The following is a 15,218-nucleotide window of genomic DNA, read 5'->3' as shown; positions in this document are numbered from 1 at the left end:
TTAGTGACCTCCACCTTGTTCGATCTTCTTCTCGGAGGGAGGGCTTGCACCGTACTTGAGCCGTTCGAGCCGTTTGTCGATAACGTTGACATCCCAGTCGACACTGCTGTCGAGGCTCGCGTACGTGACGGGCATGTCCTCAGCATTGACCTGTTCGGCTTTCGGACCCGGCTCGTTGCCGATGTAGGTGATGTTCGGGGACGTGCCGAGGTCTTCGAGTAGTTTGAACGTCGACAGCCCTGAGTCCCAGGCCGTGTTCGAGGTGTACGGCTGTTTGAACTCGAAGGTCGTCTGGGCGACGACAGTCTCCGTATCGCCGTCGTACAGGACGAGTCCGACCTGTTTCGTCGCTGGCTCCGAGGACGGGTAGGAAATCTCCGCCTCGATGCCCGGCGGCTCGCTCTGGTAGGCGATGGCCGGTACGTCCAGGAGTTCACCGTCCTGTCCGACGACCGAATCGTACGGCGCGCCAGGCGTCTCGACGTTGGGCTCGCCGCTTGTGACGTAGACCGCCTCCTGGGCGGCCGCACCGGACTCGCCGTTGGCTTCGACGACCAGATACAGCAGGTTCGCGCCCTCGGTGTTCGGCACCGCCGAGGCCGGAACGGTGAAGGTGAGGTCGGTACTCGTACCGGCCTCCTGAATGGTGACCTGCTGGCTGGTGAGTTCCGTCCCACCCAACTGCAGCGAGGCCGTCACATCCAGCGTCTCGCCGTCACCGAGTTCGCCGCTGTAGACCAGCGAAGCAGGGATCTCCTCGCCTTCGGTGTTGAGCACCTGCAGTTCGGAGGATGGCACGCTTCCGAACGAGCCAATCGAGGATCCCGTGAAGTCGCTGCTCTCGCTCATCTGCGAGCCAGCGACCAACACTTCTGCAGTATCGTAGACGCCCCACTCGGAGCCAGCGCCGTCGCGCTGGACGAGATGCAGGGAGTAGTACCCCGGGCTGACACTGCTGAGGTCCGGCGCGCTGGCTGCTTTCTCCGTCTCGCTGTCTGCCTCGGCGTCGGCCGAGAAGAAGACGTTGGCGTCGAACTTGCTGGTGCGGTCTTCGGTGTCGGCTTTGGTCTGTCGCTCTTCGAGGTAGCGAACGGCGCGGTCGTAATCGTCGCCGACCTCTGCGTCGAAGTCGCCGAAGTGAATCGCGCTCATCCCCTGTGCGTCACAGGCGTCCTGACAGGCGACCGAACCCTTCTCGCTTTCGGCCGTATCGCTGGTCGTGTTGTCCTGTCGGGACGGGCACATCGTACACTTGCCCATCGTTCCGATCGGCGGGCGACTGTCGACCCACCAACCACGGGCGTCGTAGACGTGGTCGTTGGCATCCTGCAGCGCGTTCAGGCGCTCGGAGCCTTCTTCGGCGTAGGTTGCGCCACCGTAGGAGTTCCCTTCGCCGGGGTCGAGATCCCGGACTTCGTCCGGCGTCATGTCGACGTGGTTCAGCTGGTCCATCTCGACGTCGGGGTCGCCCCACTGGAAGTAGTTGACACCGTACGGACAGGCGACCTGACAGTATCGGCAGCCGATACAGACCTCGTAGTTCGTGAGCACGAGGCCGTCTTTCGAGCGCGTGTGTCGCGCGCGGACCGGACAGACCTTCGCACACGGTGCATTCGAGCAGTGCTGGCACGGACGGACCAGTTGGTTGGGGTTCTCGGACTCGGAGTGTTCGTCTTCGTAGGTGAAGACGTACATCCAGTTCGCACCGGTCGAGGTCCCGTTTTCGTTGATACAACCGGCCACACAGGCCAGACAACCATCACACCGTTCGAGGTCGATCGTCATCCCCCAGCGGTGTTCGCGCTCGTCTTTGTCTGCGGGACGGACGCCGTCGACGAGTTGTGGCACCTCCTCGTCTTGTCCGTCGTCGTAGGTCGCGAAGGCACTGTAACCGAGGAACAGCCCTGCTGCGCCCATCTTGTTCATCATGTCTCGCCGCGAGACGTCGTCCGCGCTCAGATCGACATCCGCGAGCGATTCGAGCAGGGATTCGTCCTCGAACTCGTCGAGGTCGACCCCGTCGAGGTCGTCGAAGATCGGTCGCTCGTCGGTCTCGAACTCCTCTTTGACGTCATCGTGATACTCGGCGTAGAACTCTTCTTCGGTTAGTTCGCCCGCAACGAGACGCTGGGCGTCGCGCGCCATCTCCATCCCGAGGTCTGCGTCGTAATCGGTATCCTCGAGTTCCTCGCGCATCTGATCTTCCCACTGCTCGCCCATCGGATGGAACGAGTTTTCCGTCTCGTAGGGGTGTTTCCCGTCTTCTGTGTCGTTTGGTTCTTCAGTACTCATTGTTTGTGCCGTAGTTGTCGTACGTTGTCGTTCGCAGAGTCGTCATTCGACGATCACTGCACCGTACATTCCAACAGCCTGGTGCGGACTGCAATAGTACAGCTGATTGCCGCTACTCTCGAACGTCTGGGAGAACGTGATATCGGCCCCGTTCTGTGCACTGCCGCTGTTGAACTCCGTCGCACTGTTGTCCGCGGAGACAACGTTGTGTCCACCACCTTCACCAGTCCATTCCCACGTGATCGTCGTCCCTGAGTCGACGAGGACCGCGGGATGGTCGAAAGCGAGTCCTTCACCGCCACCGACTGCGATAGTCACTTCGTCGGAACCAGTCTGGTCGGACGCCTCGCCTTCGTAGAGATTCGCGCTGTTGTCCGTCAGGAACGTGTGAACCGCTTCGGGGACGTTCTCCCCACGCTCGGAACCGCCGCCACCGCCACCACCGTCGCCACCGTTTTCTTCATCTTCGCCGCCGTCTCCATCACCACCGAGTCTGTTAAGCACCACACTACTGCAGCCAGCGAGGGATATCGCCGCCGCTGTACTGCCCGCCGCCAAGAACTTTCGTCGGTCACGATCTATTCGGGACATTTGCTTCAGGCTGGCGTAGCGACCACATAGGATTTAATGCTTCGGTTATCGTTCACACGACAGCCCCTATCTCCCCCGATATCACGGGTTAGGTGTCGACATACATTTATCGATTCAGACGATAGTTCATTGGGAGAAGAAGTATCTCGTTCTCACTCAACGATTAGCGCGCCGAGATGGCCCTGGCCTTGATGGGGGCCACAAAAATACAGGACGTTTCCAGACTCCTCGAAGGTCTCGGTGTGTTCGTTACGATCCGCGTCGAACTCCGTGTCACCGGGCGTCGAATCACTCGTGACGGTGTGGCCGGTGGTCTTCCAGTCCCATGTGACGCTCGTTCCCGCATCGATACTGGCGAGCGCAGGGTCGTATGCAAGGTCGCCGCCGGGCCCGACATCGATTGTCACCGAGTCTTCGCCGGTCAAATCGGTGATCGAGCCGTCGACGTTGTTGGCGTTGCTGAGGTGGTCGGCCACTTCTTCGGGCACCTCGTCGTCGAAGTTGATGCTACCGCCGAAAAGATCGGAACAACCAGCGAGGGCAGCGACTGCCCCACCGGCGCTAATCTGCAGGAACCGCCGACGGTCGGGAGTTGATCTCATGCTGTCGGCGGCTTAGGAGTATGGACAATTGAGCGCTTCGATCCTACAGATAGGCGGAATCCCACCGAGTTGGCTTGCGGGCGTTACCGCAGTTATCGCACTGGATTCGGCCCATCGCATCCATCGCGTTTGCGAGGCTCTCACACTTCGTACACCAGTAGCCGTAGATCTCTTTGCCGTCTTCCTCCGTGTAGATGACCCGGAACGGCGCAATCGAACCTTGTTCGGTGTTGTCGTGGTCGATGTAGACCGTCTCTTTGGCCAGACTCAGCGGCTCGATCCCTTCTTGGCCGACCTCGGCGTAGACGTTCTCGACGTAGGTCGTCCCGTCGATGTCGACCTCTTCCTCGCCGACCTTCGACAGGCCCTTGTCCTGATAGAAGGTGTTTCCGCCGGCGTTGTCAGCGAGCACGCGCGCCTGAATACTCGTTACACCCATCTCGGCCAGATGATCCCGAGTCTGCTCGTACAATCGTTCGCCGTAGCGCTCTCCCCGGTAATCCGGGTCGACGTGCAACCAGAGCAACTCCGCGGTGTTGTCATCGGTCCGGTGGCTCTCGGTAAAGGCGACTACCTGCCCGTCTGCGTCCGCGACGAACAGCAGTTTATCCTCGTCTGACAGCATGTCTTTCAGTCGATTCTCGTCGTACCACTCCTCGACCGCGCCGTTGATCGCCGATGGCGTCAGCGAATACGATGTCTGAAGTGATCGCCGGGCGACATCCCTGATGGCTGGTCGATCCTTCGAACGGGCTTCTCGTACGTCCATACCGGCACTTCGAGCCGGTGTGCAATAAACGTACGTCACGGCGACAATTTCCGCACGAATGAACAGTCGTTCACGTCGCGGGCAACCAGAACCCACCTATTCACGCTGCATAGAGCAGTTCTGTCCGTCCTCGTGACAGAATATCCTTCCTTAAATTTCCTAAAATACTCCAGTGAATAGGATATTCGTTCAACAAAACACATAAATAGTTGAGTATAAAAAACTAAATCGCGAAGGAAGATTGCAGAAGGGAAGAAAAGATGGTAATCGTTGGACAGACGAGTATCGTACCAAAAATAACGTGACACCTGTCAATCCGTGGACTGCCTGACCAGTCATCCACCTTCACCCCCCGTCGGTCGCGACGCAGTGTTCGGCAGCCAGTCCTGCCGAACACTCTCTTCAACTGAACCAATATGTGATTCGACGGACCTCTCCGGGTCCGTCTGGTTCTTACTCCAGTAACAGATCACAGGCGTTACGGACAGCGCTGTGAAACTGCGTCGCCGTTTCGTACCGAGCCATCTTTTCGCGAGCAGTCGCTTTGGCGAGGATTTCACCGATACCGCCGGGAAGGTCGGGGTTGTCGGGGCTGAGTCCGAGCGGTCGATCACTGAGCACCTGTCGACGAATATCCGCAAGATCTCCCTCGTACGGTGGGTCGCCGGTAAAGGCACTGTACAGCGTCATCCCGAGCTGGTAGATGTCTGTGGCGTGGCTGATGTTGCCGTGGTCTTCGGTGAAGTACTCGGGGGCGGCGTAGCGCGGGTCGGTGTAGGATGCGGGGTTGTCGAACTGCCGGTAGACCGGAATCAGCCCGACGTTGTCGATCATCGGCTGTGGTCGGTCGCCGAAGATAGCTGGAGTGAAGCGGATACAGTGGGGATCGATGCCGCCGTGAATCCGGTCGCGCTGGTGAAGCTGTGCGAGCGAGGCGGTGAGATCACGTGCGGTCCGCAACGCCTCTTCGGGAGTCAGTTTCCCTCGTTCCCAGAGCGTCTGTTCGGTGAATTCGGTGACAGCCCACGGCCGGGGCGAATCGCCCCAGTCGGCGATACCCACTACACCTGGCGTGTCGGTTGTCGACCACTCGTCGATCTGTTCGCCTAACGCGCGCTCGAATCCGCCGTCCTCCTGACTGCGGTACAGGCGGACGATTGCGACATCTTCCTGGCTCCCCTCAAGCGTACGCGTGCGCACAGAGTGACTGTATCGTGTTTCGTTCTCTGGGCCGAGAAACTCGAACTCGTCGAACTTGCTCTGTGTCTCGACGGTGGCGAACTCCTCGCCGTGGGGCATCTCTTCCAGTTGTTTCCGCCGTGACCAGTGTGTCCAGTTGCGTTTCTGGTCGGGGCTGCTCGTCTGGAGGTGTTTGTTCTGGGGTTTCGTACTGCTTTCCGACTCGACTTCGGCGTCGGTGACCTGATCGAGAAATTCCCGTGGGACCCGGATCATCCCCGAGCCACCGACATCGACCAGCGTCTCACCCTCACCGGATTCGTCGGTTTCGAAGGTCACTTCCCACGGACGGATCGTCGTCAGTCGGTTGTACAGCAGGCCGGCCTGCCGGCGGTCTGTTGCGTTGAGAAGGGCTTTTTTCACCGTCGCGTCGTAGCGGTTCTGGATCGTCGCCAGCGTTCGGAGCACTGCTTCGTGGTGGTCTTGCCTAACGGCCCACTGGGCGAGTCCGTTGATGATCGCCGGTCGAAGTTGGCTGTTCGAGTGGGCGGTCTGACACAGAATGTATCCGGCGTGGCGGATGAGCCGCTGATCCGGAGTGGCGAGACCAGCAAACAGTGACCGGACGAACTGCCCGGTCTCGACGCGGTCGCGGTTCTCTGCCGGCTGGTCGCCCTCCGAGGCCATCGCCCTCACGTAGATGCCCGCTCGGTAAGAATATTGGCCGAATAGACAACCGACTGCCACGTTCTCTCTGCGGGGAAAATACTGAAGTGAGTCCGCTGCGACCGTTGTATCAATAATGGTACAACGGCGGACGTTCCTCGGATTGGTCGCCGGGGGGGCGGCAGCGACACTGGCTGGCTGCACAGGCGACGACTCCAACGGGGAGGCGGCGGTGACGGGAGAGACGCTCACACTCACGACGACGACGAGCACGTACGATACGGGGCTACTCGACGAGGTGAACTCGGCTTTTACTGACGAATTCGGTGCAGAAGTCGACGCCGTCGCTCAGGGGACCGGCGCAGCACTGGAGACAGCGCGCAACGGAGACTCGGATGTCGTCATGGTTCACGCTCGCTCGCTCGAAGACGAGTTCCTCCGGGAAGGGTACGGTGTGAACCGACGGGATCTGATGTTCAATGACTTCGTCGTCGTCGGTCCGGAGTCCGATCCGGCCGGCATCGATGGCATGGAAAACGTAACAGATGCCTTCCAGACCATCGCCAGTTCGGAATCGACGTTCGTTTCCCGAGGTGACAATTCCGGCACGCACACCAAAGAACTGCTCATCTGGGAGGAGGCGGGACTCGAACCGGGTGGCGAGTGGTACCGCGAGACCGGCAGTGGGATGGGGGAGGCGCTGAATCAGGCCACTCTCAGCGAGGCGTACACGCTCTCCGACCGGGGGACGTTCATCTCCCAGCAGTCAGAGATCGATCTGGGGATTCACGTCCAAGGTCCGATCGAGGGCGGGCCGGAACTGCTCGCCAATCCCTACGGCGTGATAGCGGTCAATCCAGCCGTTCACGGCAACGTGAACTACGACCTGGCGATGGCCTATATCGGGTTTCTCACCTCGCCGCAGGGGCAGAAAATCGTCGAAGAGTACACCGTCGAGGGGAATCAGCTGTTTTTCCCCAGAGCGCTCTCCGAAGATCCCGATTTCCAGCAGTACGTCCCCGAGGGATGGTCAGCAGGTAATTAACCATTATGAGCATCACGACGCTGTGGCTCAGTATGATCGATTGCGGGACGTTGCTGTTCGAGAGTGGCGCTCACCTGTTTGAAGCCGGGTCGAGCGGACTCCTGAACTTTCCGTTCGAGCGCAACTACGTCCGAAGCATCATCGTCGTCTCGCTGTACGTCAGCCTCACCGCGGTCCTCATCAGCACGCTCGTCAGCCTGCCCATCGCGATGGTCGTCGGTTTCGCCGACTTCCCCGGGAAGGGCGTCGTCGTCGCCGTCATCAACACCGGAATGGGCTTTCCCAGCGTCGTGGTCGGTCTCGTCGTCCTCTTTGCCGTCTCGAATCAGGGTCCGCTCGGAGCCTTCGAGCTTATCTTCACGACTGAAGCGATGATTCTCTCTCAGTTCGTGCTGGCGACACCGGTGATCACCGGCGTGAGCCTGGCCGCCGTGACCAGCGTCGAACAAGGAGTCCGCGACGCCGCCTACGCATCAGGCGGGACCCGTCTGGACGTAGCGCTAGTGACGATCAAAGAGGCCCGGTATGGAATCGTGACGGGCGTACTCGCCGGCCTCGGGCGGGCGATCAGCGAAGTCGGCTCCGTCCTGATCGTCGGCGGCAACATCGCCAGAGCCGACGGCACCTCGGTCACGCGAACACTTACGACGGCGATCCAACTCGAAGCCCGGCAGGGACAGTTCGACACGGCGCTCGTTCTCGGCGCGATTTTGCTCGTGCTCGTCTTGCTCATCAACGGACTCGTGTTGCGGTTCGGGGGTGGCCGAGCGTGAGTCTCACGGCAGTCGAGGACCGGCAGCAACGCTCGGCAGATGGACTCGGGCTTCGAGAGGTCAGTCACGGTTTCGACGGCACCGACGTACTCGAAGAGGTGACACTCTCCGTCGAACAGGGCGAAATCGTCGCGATCATCGGCCCATCCGGAACCGGGAAGACGACGCTATTGCGGCTGCTTTCGTTATTTCACAGCCCTGATTCGGGGACTGTCGCCATCGACGAAGACGATGTCTGGGAGCTATCGGGCGAAGAGCGGCTCGCAGCGCGACGACGAATCGGGATGGTCTTTCAGGAGCCAAATCTCTTCGATGCTACTGTCCGGCGAAACGTCGAGTACGGCCTCCACATCCGCCGGGGCTGGCGCGAGCGCCTCCGGGAGTTTCTCGCTCGATTCGGCACTGCGGAGACCGATTTCGCCGTCGCCGACGCGCTCGATACCGTCGGACTGAACGAATCGCAGAGCCAGCAGGCCAACTCACTTTCCGGCGGGGAGGCACAGCGAGTCGCGTTCGCCCGCGCACTCGCCTACGATCCTGACTTTCTGTTGCTCGACGAGCCGACCTCTGATCTCGATCCCCGAAATACGGCCGTGCTGGAAGACGCGATGGCGACCGTCCGCTCAGAGGGCCGAGGCGTAGCGATTGCGACCCACGATATGAATCAGGCCGAGCGGGTCGCCGACCGCGTCGCTGTCATGCTCGGCGGCGAACTCATCGAGGTCGGGCCGACAGACCGGGTCTTCTCCGATCCACACGACGAACGCGCTCGGAAGTTTATCGACGGTGAATTGGTGTACTAATTGACATATGACAGATACCAGATCAAACTCCCAGACGGACGGACAGGGCGCGGCCGCGCTGGTCAGCAACGGCGTCGAGTTCGACTGCCGCGATCGCGCGCTGCTCCGGGAAATCGACCGAACAGGCTCCGTCGCACGAGCATCGTCGAATCTCGGACGGTCGCGACCACGGGATCTCTCACGGATCGAAACGCTCGAAGATGCCTTCGGAGAACTGGTCGAACGCCGACGAGGCGGCAGCGGCGGCGGCGGCAGTCAGTTGACCGACAACGCCGAGGACCTGTTGGCCCGCTACGAGCGATTGCAGGCCGCCCTCACCGCCACGGCCCAGGTCCCGGAAACGGTGTTGCGAGGGACAGTCACGGCGGTCGCTGGGGAACTTGCCGAAGTGAATACGTCCGTGGGACACGTCCGCGGTCTGCACGACGGGGTAGCCGTCGGCGACAAGGTTCAGGCCCGGATCGGCGCCGATGCGATCACGCTACTCGACCCCGGCAGCGACCCCGAACCCGATTCGACGAGCGCCCGGAATCGCCTCGACGGATCGATCACGGACATCGACCGCGGCGAAACCGTGCTGACAGTCGAGGTCACCGCCGGTGGCGCAGCGTTCCGCGCGCTCGTGACCGACAGCAGCGCGACCAAACTCGAACTGACGGAGGGCCGAGAGGTCGTTCTCACGTGGAAAGCGACGGCGACGCGACTGGTCGGTGAGAATCGCTGACGGCGACTCGGACTGCAAAAAAACCGAAAGTAGGAGTGTTCAGTAGAACTCGCGAACGAGATCCATCGCGCCCTCTGGCGCGCCGTCGGGCACGGTGTTCATCGGTGCCTCGATGCCTTCCTGCTCCTCGAACGGCACGCTGTTTTCGTTCTGGTAGATGACGCCTTGGTACTCCTTCTCGCCGCTGAGGATGACCTCTTTGGCGTCTTCGCGGTCGGTCGGGTCGTGGTCGTCTTCTTTCAGATCCACGAGCGAGTCGCGGAAGTAATCGTACGTATCCACGTCGTTGAACGTGACACACGGCGAGTAGACGTTCACGTAGCCGAAGCCGTCGTGTTCGACGGCTTTCTGGACGATTTCGGCGTGACGCTTGGAGTCCGAACTGAACGACTGAGCGATAAAGGTTGCGCCCGAAGCGAACGCCAGCGCCAGCGGATTCACCGGCGGCATGTTGGTACCGTCCGGTGACGTGGATGTCTCGAAGTCCTCGCGCGAGGTCGGCGAGGCCTGGCCTTTGGTCAGGCCGTAGATGCGGTTGTCCATCACCACGTATGTCATGTCCACATTGCGCCGGACTGCGTGGACGAAGTGACCGGCACCGATCGAATAGCCGTCACCGTCACCGCCGGCGACCATCACTTCGAGTTCTGGATTGGCCATTTTGACGCCAATCCCGACCGGCAGCGCACGACCGTGCACGCCGTGCAGCGCGTAGCTGTGCATGTAGGTGCCGATCTTCCCCGAGCACCCAATTCCGGCGACGACGAAGGTGTCGTCGGGGCTGTTGCCCGTCTCGGCCAGTGCTTTCATCATGCCGTTCATGGTGCCGAAGTCACCGCACCCCGGGCACCACGTCGGCTGTTTGTCCGACTTGAAGTCCACGAATCGAACGTCAGAGCTCATTGTTCCACCTCCGCCTGTGGGCCGACGGCAGCCTTGATCTCCTCTGCGAGTTCGTCCGCCTTGAAGCGGACGCCGTTGTACTTGTTGATCCGTTCGACGCGTTCGAGCACGTCGTGTTCGACGACGTCCGCGAACTGTCCCGTCGCGTTACACTCGACGACAATTGTCGTCTCTGCGTTTTCGACTTCCTCGGTGAGGTCCGGCCGCGGGAACAGATACGGAACCGAGAGGAATCGAACGTCGACACCGTCTTCTTCGAGGAATTCGAGCGCTTCTCGCATCGGTCCCTCGTTGGACCCCCACGAGAGCACGAGCGTATCCGCGTCGGAGTCGCCGAATTCGCGTGGCTCCCAGTCCTCTTGTTCGCGGGCGGTCTGGACCTTCTGTTCGCGTTTGTCGACCTGCTCGATGCGAACGTCGGTGTCCTCGGTTCGCCGACCCAGCGCGTCGTGTTCCAGCCCGGTCGTCATGTGGGCACCCTCGTCAGTGCCGGGGAACGTCCGCGGGCTGATCCCGTCTGCGGCCGGGAAGTGCGGCTGGAAGCGACCCTGTTCGTCCTGCCAGGCGTCGATATCCTCCTCGTCGACGATTTTCCCGCGGTCGATTTCGACTTCGTCCATGTCGAAGGTATCCGGCGAGAAGGTCTGTTCGGTGACCGCAAGCGAGAGGTCTGCGACGAGGAACACCGGCGTCTGGTACTTTTCGGCGAGGTTGAACGCTTCGACGGTTTTCCAGAAACACTCCGAGATATTCGTCGGAGCGACGACGAAGCGCGGAATCTCGCCGTGGCCGCCGTACAGAACCATGTTCAGGTCGCCCTGTTCCTGTTTGGTCGGCATCCCGGTCGAGGGACCGGAACGCATTACGTCACAGATAACAAGCGGCGTCTCGCTGGTCGCGACCAGTCCGAAGGTTTCGGTCATCAGATCGATACCGGGACCGGAGGTGGCCGTCATCGCTCGCGCGCCGGCACGTGCCGCGCCGAGTGCCATGTTGATCGCTGAAAGTTCGTCCTCGGCCTGGACGACTTTTCCACCGAACTTGTCGATTCGGCCGGTCAGATACTCCATCACGTCCGTCGCCGGCGTGATCGGATAGCCGGAGTAGAACTTACAGCCAGCCGCGATGGCCCCCATCCCAATCGCTTCGTCGCCGTTCAGGAGGACGTAATCGCTGTCCGTCGTTTCGAGGTCGTAGTCGAACTCGTGATCGTAGTTCTCCTGAACGTACTCCTGGCCGAGCCGCGCGGATTCCTTGTTGTTCTCGACGATTGCCGTCCCCTTGTCGGAGAACCGTTTTTCGAGTGAGGCGTCGAGGTTCTCGATGGGGAAGTTCGTGACCTCACAGGCCGCACCAAGCGCGACGATGTTGGCCATGATGCCACCACCGGCCTCTTCAGCGAGACCCTTCAGTGGCACGTCGAGTCCGACCATCCCCTCCGGAATCTCGACGTCTTGCATCGAAGTCCGCTCGCCATCGTAGATGATGACACTCCCCTCGTGAAGTTCGTCCATGTTCTCGTCGATCGTCCGTTCCGTCAGCGCGATCAGGATATCCAGTCGATCGACGACACTCTCGACGCGGTCGACAGAGGTCCGCACCTTATACGCCGTGTATCCACCGCGGATCCGCGACGCGAAGTCTTTCGAGGTGAAGACGTGTCTGCCCGCCCGTGAGAGCGCCTGTGCGAATATTTTCCCTGTTGAGTCGATACCATCGCCGGCTTCACCGCCGATGGCCCAGTTCAGGTCGTCGGGCATGCTAGCTCAGGGTACAAAGGGCCTGTGCAAAAGCCTTCTGCAATCCCGTAGACTGGCAATTAATCACGTCGAAAACGTCATATACGGGGAATTTATTCTCGCCTGCAACCACAGTTGCTCACCAATTTTCGTGATAGATCCTCGTTGCTGGAAAGACAGAACAAACGTACTAACAAATATTGCCGATTGGGACGGACGGGCCAAGAATATCAGCGTCGGCAACTACAGCCGAGCGTTCCAGTAGGACACGGAAGCAAGTCGGCCGCCGAGGGGTAGTCGGCTGATCCCGCCGTCGATCCATCGAAGTCCGGATGCGATGCGGTTTGGAATCTCGCGATAGAGGCCGTAGGGGAAAATCCAGTCGTGTTCGGCCGAAACGAGTTTCAGATCGGCCGTATCCAGAAGTGAGTGGACCTCTCTGCTCGAATACAGCCGCGAGCCCATCGGTAACGCCCAGTTGTACAGCGACCGCGTCGAGTACCGGTTGAACGTATCGAAGAAGATCTGATCGTTCGAGACCCGACACATCTCCTGTAAGAACTCCTCGGGTGTATCTGCGAGGTGGAAAAACCGCATCGCGAACACCACATCGAAGTGGTCGTCGGGGAAGGGTAGCCGACCCGCGTCACCGCGCATGTATTCGAGGTGGTCCGCGACGCCCGCAGACTGGGCGCGCTGGCGGCCCTGCTGGAGCATCGGCCCCGAGATATCCAGCCCGATGATCTCCGCACCTCGCTCTGCGAGCATCGACGTGAATCGCCCGGTCCCGCAGGCGATTTCGAGAATTTGTTTGTCTTCGACTGGCCCGATGGCGTTCAGTACTGCTTGTTTCTCTCGTCGGTCGATGAGTCGCCCACCCTTCGAGAACCGCTTTTCGTCGTACTCTTGGGCGACATCGTCGGCCTGATACCACTCCTGTCCTTTCACGCTATCTGGCCTTCGCTGCCCGAGCATTAAAATGATACTGAAATGTAGACGGTCCATCCCACCGCTGGCAACGACACGACAGGACTGAACCACCCACGAGATGCTGGCGAACGCGGCGAAACTCCCAGCCGATACAGTCACCTGTCACCATCGCCAGAGTTGTATATTTGACCTGTCACTAGTTCTGGAATGCGCCACGAGCAGGCTCAAAATTACAATTCGTGGCCGATCCAAGATATAATGCAGCTTTGTATAAGGAAATACGGGATCGATTAAACACACCCTATTCGTTTGATGTGAATATAGCCAACGTTTACAAGTGTGATCGAATGTATCGTAGATATGAGCACGATTGTCGAAGATCCGGGCAAACCACGACAGACTCTTTCAAAACAGGAGTACCGCGACCGCCTGCGCGAACTCCCGCCGAGCGCGAAACTTGTCGCGAAGATTCTCGAAACCGACGGCCCCCTCTCGCAGGGGCAACTCGCCGAGGAGTCGCTGCTCCCAGATCGCACCGTCCGCTACGCGCTGAATCGACTCGAAGACGCCGAACTCGTCGAGTCCCGGTACAGCGTGCAGGACGCCCGCAAGCAGGTCTATTCGCTGACTGATCGGAGCTAGAAGTTCCCGCGACGACGCCGGACCCAAACGAATACGCCGCTGGCCCGCGATTGCCCACACAGATGGTCGAACGATTTTCACTGTCCGTTCAGACACGCGCACCGACCGGTGCGACCAACGCCTACGTGTTCGACGGGATCGTCGTCGATCCCGCCGCCCGGAGCGACGATCTCGATTCCGCCATCGCCGACGGCGTCGATCACGTCGCCGTCACGCATCACCACCCGGATCACGTCGGTGCGGTCGCGGAGTACGCGAGAGAGTTCGATCTCACAGTGTGGGCCAGATACGGCCGGACCGACGAGTTCGAGTCCGCGACCGGCATCGCGCCGGATCGAACGTTCACACCGGGGGCCTCACTGCCGGCGGGCGATGGTGTGTCCGTCGTCGACACGCCAGGCCACGCCCCCGAACACACGTCGTTCGTCCTCGCGGACGGGATCGTAACCGGTGATCTGGCCGTCGCCGAAGGCAGCGTCGTCGTCGGCGCGCCCAAAGGCGACATGCGCGCCTATGTCAGTTCACTCAGGCGCGTGCACGCGATGAATCCCCAACACCTGTATCCCGGCCACGGCCCCGTCATCGAGACCCCGCGGGAGACCTGCGAGCGACTGATCGCTCACCGCCTCGACCGCGAACGCGCTGTCGAGGCAGCGATCCGCGACGGTAACCAGCATCTCGACGATATCGTCGAAGCCGCATACGACAAGGACATCTCGGCCGTCTACGATCTGGCCCGGGCGACCGTACTCGCACACGTGGAGAAACTGGCTGTCGAATCCAAAATCACGTTCGACGGCCACCACGCCCGACCCGCCTGATTGTCCGATCCGAGCGTTTTTTGCGCTCAGTCCGTACTGGATGGTATGGACTCACTCGAAGTCGAACTCGAACGCGCACGCGAGCTATCGGTCTCGAATCTCGCGGATGCCATCGAATCCATCGGCTTCGAGTGCACTCGATGCGGGGGCTGTTGCAAGGCGGCCGAAGACGAGGACGGAACCACCGAATCTCACACGGCGACGGTTTTTCCCGAAGAGATTCGATCGATTCAGGAGAGTGAGGAGTACGACTGGCGCGACGTTGCGAGACCGATGCCCTACGGGCTGACCGAGGGCGAAGACGGGCCGACGGGAGAAACCTTCGAGTGGGCGCTGCAGACCGATTCCTGCGGCGACTGTACGTTCTACGACGACGGCGGAGACGGCGATGGGGCCTGTACAATCTACGGCGACCGGCCGTTGCTCTGTCAGACCTATCCCTTCAGCGTCGGGTTGGGTGGCACCAGCCAACCGATGGGAGAGGCGGTCGACGAGGAAGGGATGGTCCGTGCCCACGAGTGTGAGGGACTGGGTCGAGACATCTCCCGCGAAGACGCCGAAACACTGGCCGCCACGCTGAAAGAGCGAGCGATCCGGGAACTCGAGGAAGCCATCGGCGTCCGCGATAACTACGAACCCACGGACGTTGACGGCGTGGTCGTCCACGACTCCGAGGGAGCGAAACGACCCGATGGGTCCAATATATGACGTGCGATACAGTCGATAAATACTTTGAATA

At 60.6% G+C, this 15,218-nt stretch carries 15 protein-coding genes; 7 read left to right on the top strand and 8 right to left on the bottom strand.

The annotated features are described in order from the left end of the window. From V8P86_RS00355 to V8P86_RS00335, 5 genes are all read right to left on the bottom strand, one after another. On the bottom strand, positions 1-2,292 hold the full coding sequence (locus V8P86_RS00355) for a 4Fe-4S ferredoxin N-terminal domain-containing protein (RefSeq protein WP_336325245.1): 2,292 nt from the start codon (positions 2,290-2,292) through the stop codon (positions 1-3). 42 nt (positions 2,293-2,334) lie between these two features. Then, positions 2,335-2,796 (bottom strand): halocyanin domain-containing protein, encoded by a 462-nt coding sequence (locus V8P86_RS00350; protein ID WP_336325244.1) that lies wholly within the window; start codon positions 2,794-2,796, stop codon positions 2,335-2,337. A 239-nt stretch (positions 2,797-3,035) separates the two neighbouring features. Then, the gene (locus V8P86_RS00345; protein WP_336325243.1) at positions 3,036-3,485 is read right to left on the bottom strand and encodes a plastocyanin/azurin family copper-binding protein; all 450 of its coding nucleotides are present in this window, start codon (positions 3,483-3,485) and stop codon (positions 3,036-3,038) included. A gap of 43 nt (positions 3,486-3,528) precedes the next feature. Next, positions 3,529-4,254: a GNAT family N-acetyltransferase gene (locus V8P86_RS00340; protein ID WP_336325242.1), complete on the bottom strand. Its 726-nt coding sequence runs from the start codon at positions 4,252-4,254 to the stop codon at positions 3,529-3,531. A 453-nt stretch (positions 4,255-4,707) separates the two neighbouring features. Next, positions 4,708-6,120, bottom strand: coding sequence for a serine/threonine protein kinase (locus V8P86_RS00335; protein ID WP_336325241.1), 1,413 nt, complete (start codon positions 6,118-6,120; stop codon positions 4,708-4,710). A gap of 112 nt (positions 6,121-6,232) precedes the next feature. Here V8P86_RS00335 and V8P86_RS00330 point away from each other — a divergent pair, with 112 nt between their 5' ends. Genes V8P86_RS00330 through V8P86_RS00315 form a run of 4 tightly spaced genes read left to right on the top strand, consistent with a single transcriptional unit; the run spans position 6,233 to position 9,444 of the window. Next, positions 6,233-7,144, top strand: coding sequence for an ABC transporter substrate-binding protein (locus V8P86_RS00330; RefSeq protein ID WP_442909358.1), 912 nt, complete (start codon positions 6,233-6,235; stop codon positions 7,142-7,144). A gap of 5 nt (positions 7,145-7,149) precedes the next feature. Continuing rightward, positions 7,150-7,917 carry an ABC transporter permease gene (locus V8P86_RS00325; RefSeq protein WP_336325239.1) on the top strand — a complete coding sequence of 256 codons (768 nt, stop codon included), beginning with the start codon at positions 7,150-7,152 and terminating at the stop codon, positions 7,915-7,917. Further along, positions 7,914-8,720, top strand: coding sequence for an amino acid ABC transporter ATP-binding protein (locus V8P86_RS00320; protein WP_336325238.1), 807 nt, complete (start codon positions 7,914-7,916; stop codon positions 8,718-8,720). Before V8P86_RS00325 ends, V8P86_RS00320 begins: the two co-directional genes overlap by 4 nt. Positions 8,721-8,727: 7 nt before the next feature. Beyond that, positions 8,728-9,444: a TOBE domain-containing protein gene (locus V8P86_RS00315; protein WP_336325237.1), complete on the top strand. Its 717-nt coding sequence runs from the start codon at positions 8,728-8,730 to the stop codon at positions 9,442-9,444. A 39-nt stretch (positions 9,445-9,483) separates the two neighbouring features. Here the strand turns inward: V8P86_RS00315 and V8P86_RS00310 are convergent, their stop codons facing one another. The 3 genes from V8P86_RS00310 to V8P86_RS00300 form a co-directional block, all read right to left on the bottom strand. Next, on the bottom strand, positions 9,484-10,347 hold the full coding sequence (locus V8P86_RS00310; RefSeq protein ID WP_336325236.1) for a 2-oxoacid:ferredoxin oxidoreductase subunit beta: 864 nt from the start codon (positions 10,345-10,347) through the stop codon (positions 9,484-9,486). Next, on the bottom strand, positions 10,344-12,107 hold the full coding sequence (locus V8P86_RS00305; protein WP_336325235.1) for a 2-oxoacid:acceptor oxidoreductase subunit alpha: 1,764 nt from the start codon (positions 12,105-12,107) through the stop codon (positions 10,344-10,346). The genes V8P86_RS00310 and V8P86_RS00305 overlap by 4 nt, the downstream gene beginning before the upstream one ends. Positions 12,108-12,329: 222 nt before the next feature. Further along, positions 12,330-13,034, bottom strand: coding sequence for a class I SAM-dependent methyltransferase (locus V8P86_RS00300; RefSeq protein ID WP_336325234.1), 705 nt, complete (start codon positions 13,032-13,034; stop codon positions 12,330-12,332). 342 nt (positions 13,035-13,376) lie between these two features. Here V8P86_RS00300 and V8P86_RS00295 point away from each other — a divergent pair, with 342 nt between their 5' ends. The 3 genes from V8P86_RS00295 to V8P86_RS00285 all read left to right on the top strand — a co-directional run bounded on the left by V8P86_RS00295 (position 13,377) and on the right by V8P86_RS00285 (position 15,187). Further along, positions 13,377-13,658, top strand: coding sequence for a helix-turn-helix domain-containing protein (locus tag V8P86_RS00295; protein ID WP_336325233.1), 282 nt, complete (start codon positions 13,377-13,379; stop codon positions 13,656-13,658). Positions 13,659-13,720: 62 nt separating this feature from the next. Beyond that, the gene (locus V8P86_RS00290) at positions 13,721-14,479 is read left to right on the top strand and encodes an MBL fold metallo-hydrolase (RefSeq protein ID WP_336325232.1); all 759 of its coding nucleotides are present in this window, start codon (positions 13,721-13,723) and stop codon (positions 14,477-14,479) included. Positions 14,480-14,524: 45 nt separating this feature from the next. Then, positions 14,525-15,187 (top strand): YkgJ family cysteine cluster protein, encoded by a 663-nt coding sequence (locus V8P86_RS00285; RefSeq protein ID WP_336325231.1) that lies wholly within the window; start codon positions 14,525-14,527, stop codon positions 15,185-15,187. The last annotated feature ends 31 nt before the right edge of the window (positions 15,188-15,218 follow it).

This window comes from Halovenus anhuiensis, assembly GCF_037080055.1.
Taxonomy (GTDB): domain Archaea; phylum Halobacteriota; class Halobacteria; order Halobacteriales; family Haloarculaceae; genus Halovenus.
The sequence above is the reverse complement of the archived record's forward strand: the minus strand, read 5'-3'. Positions and strand labels throughout refer to the sequence as shown.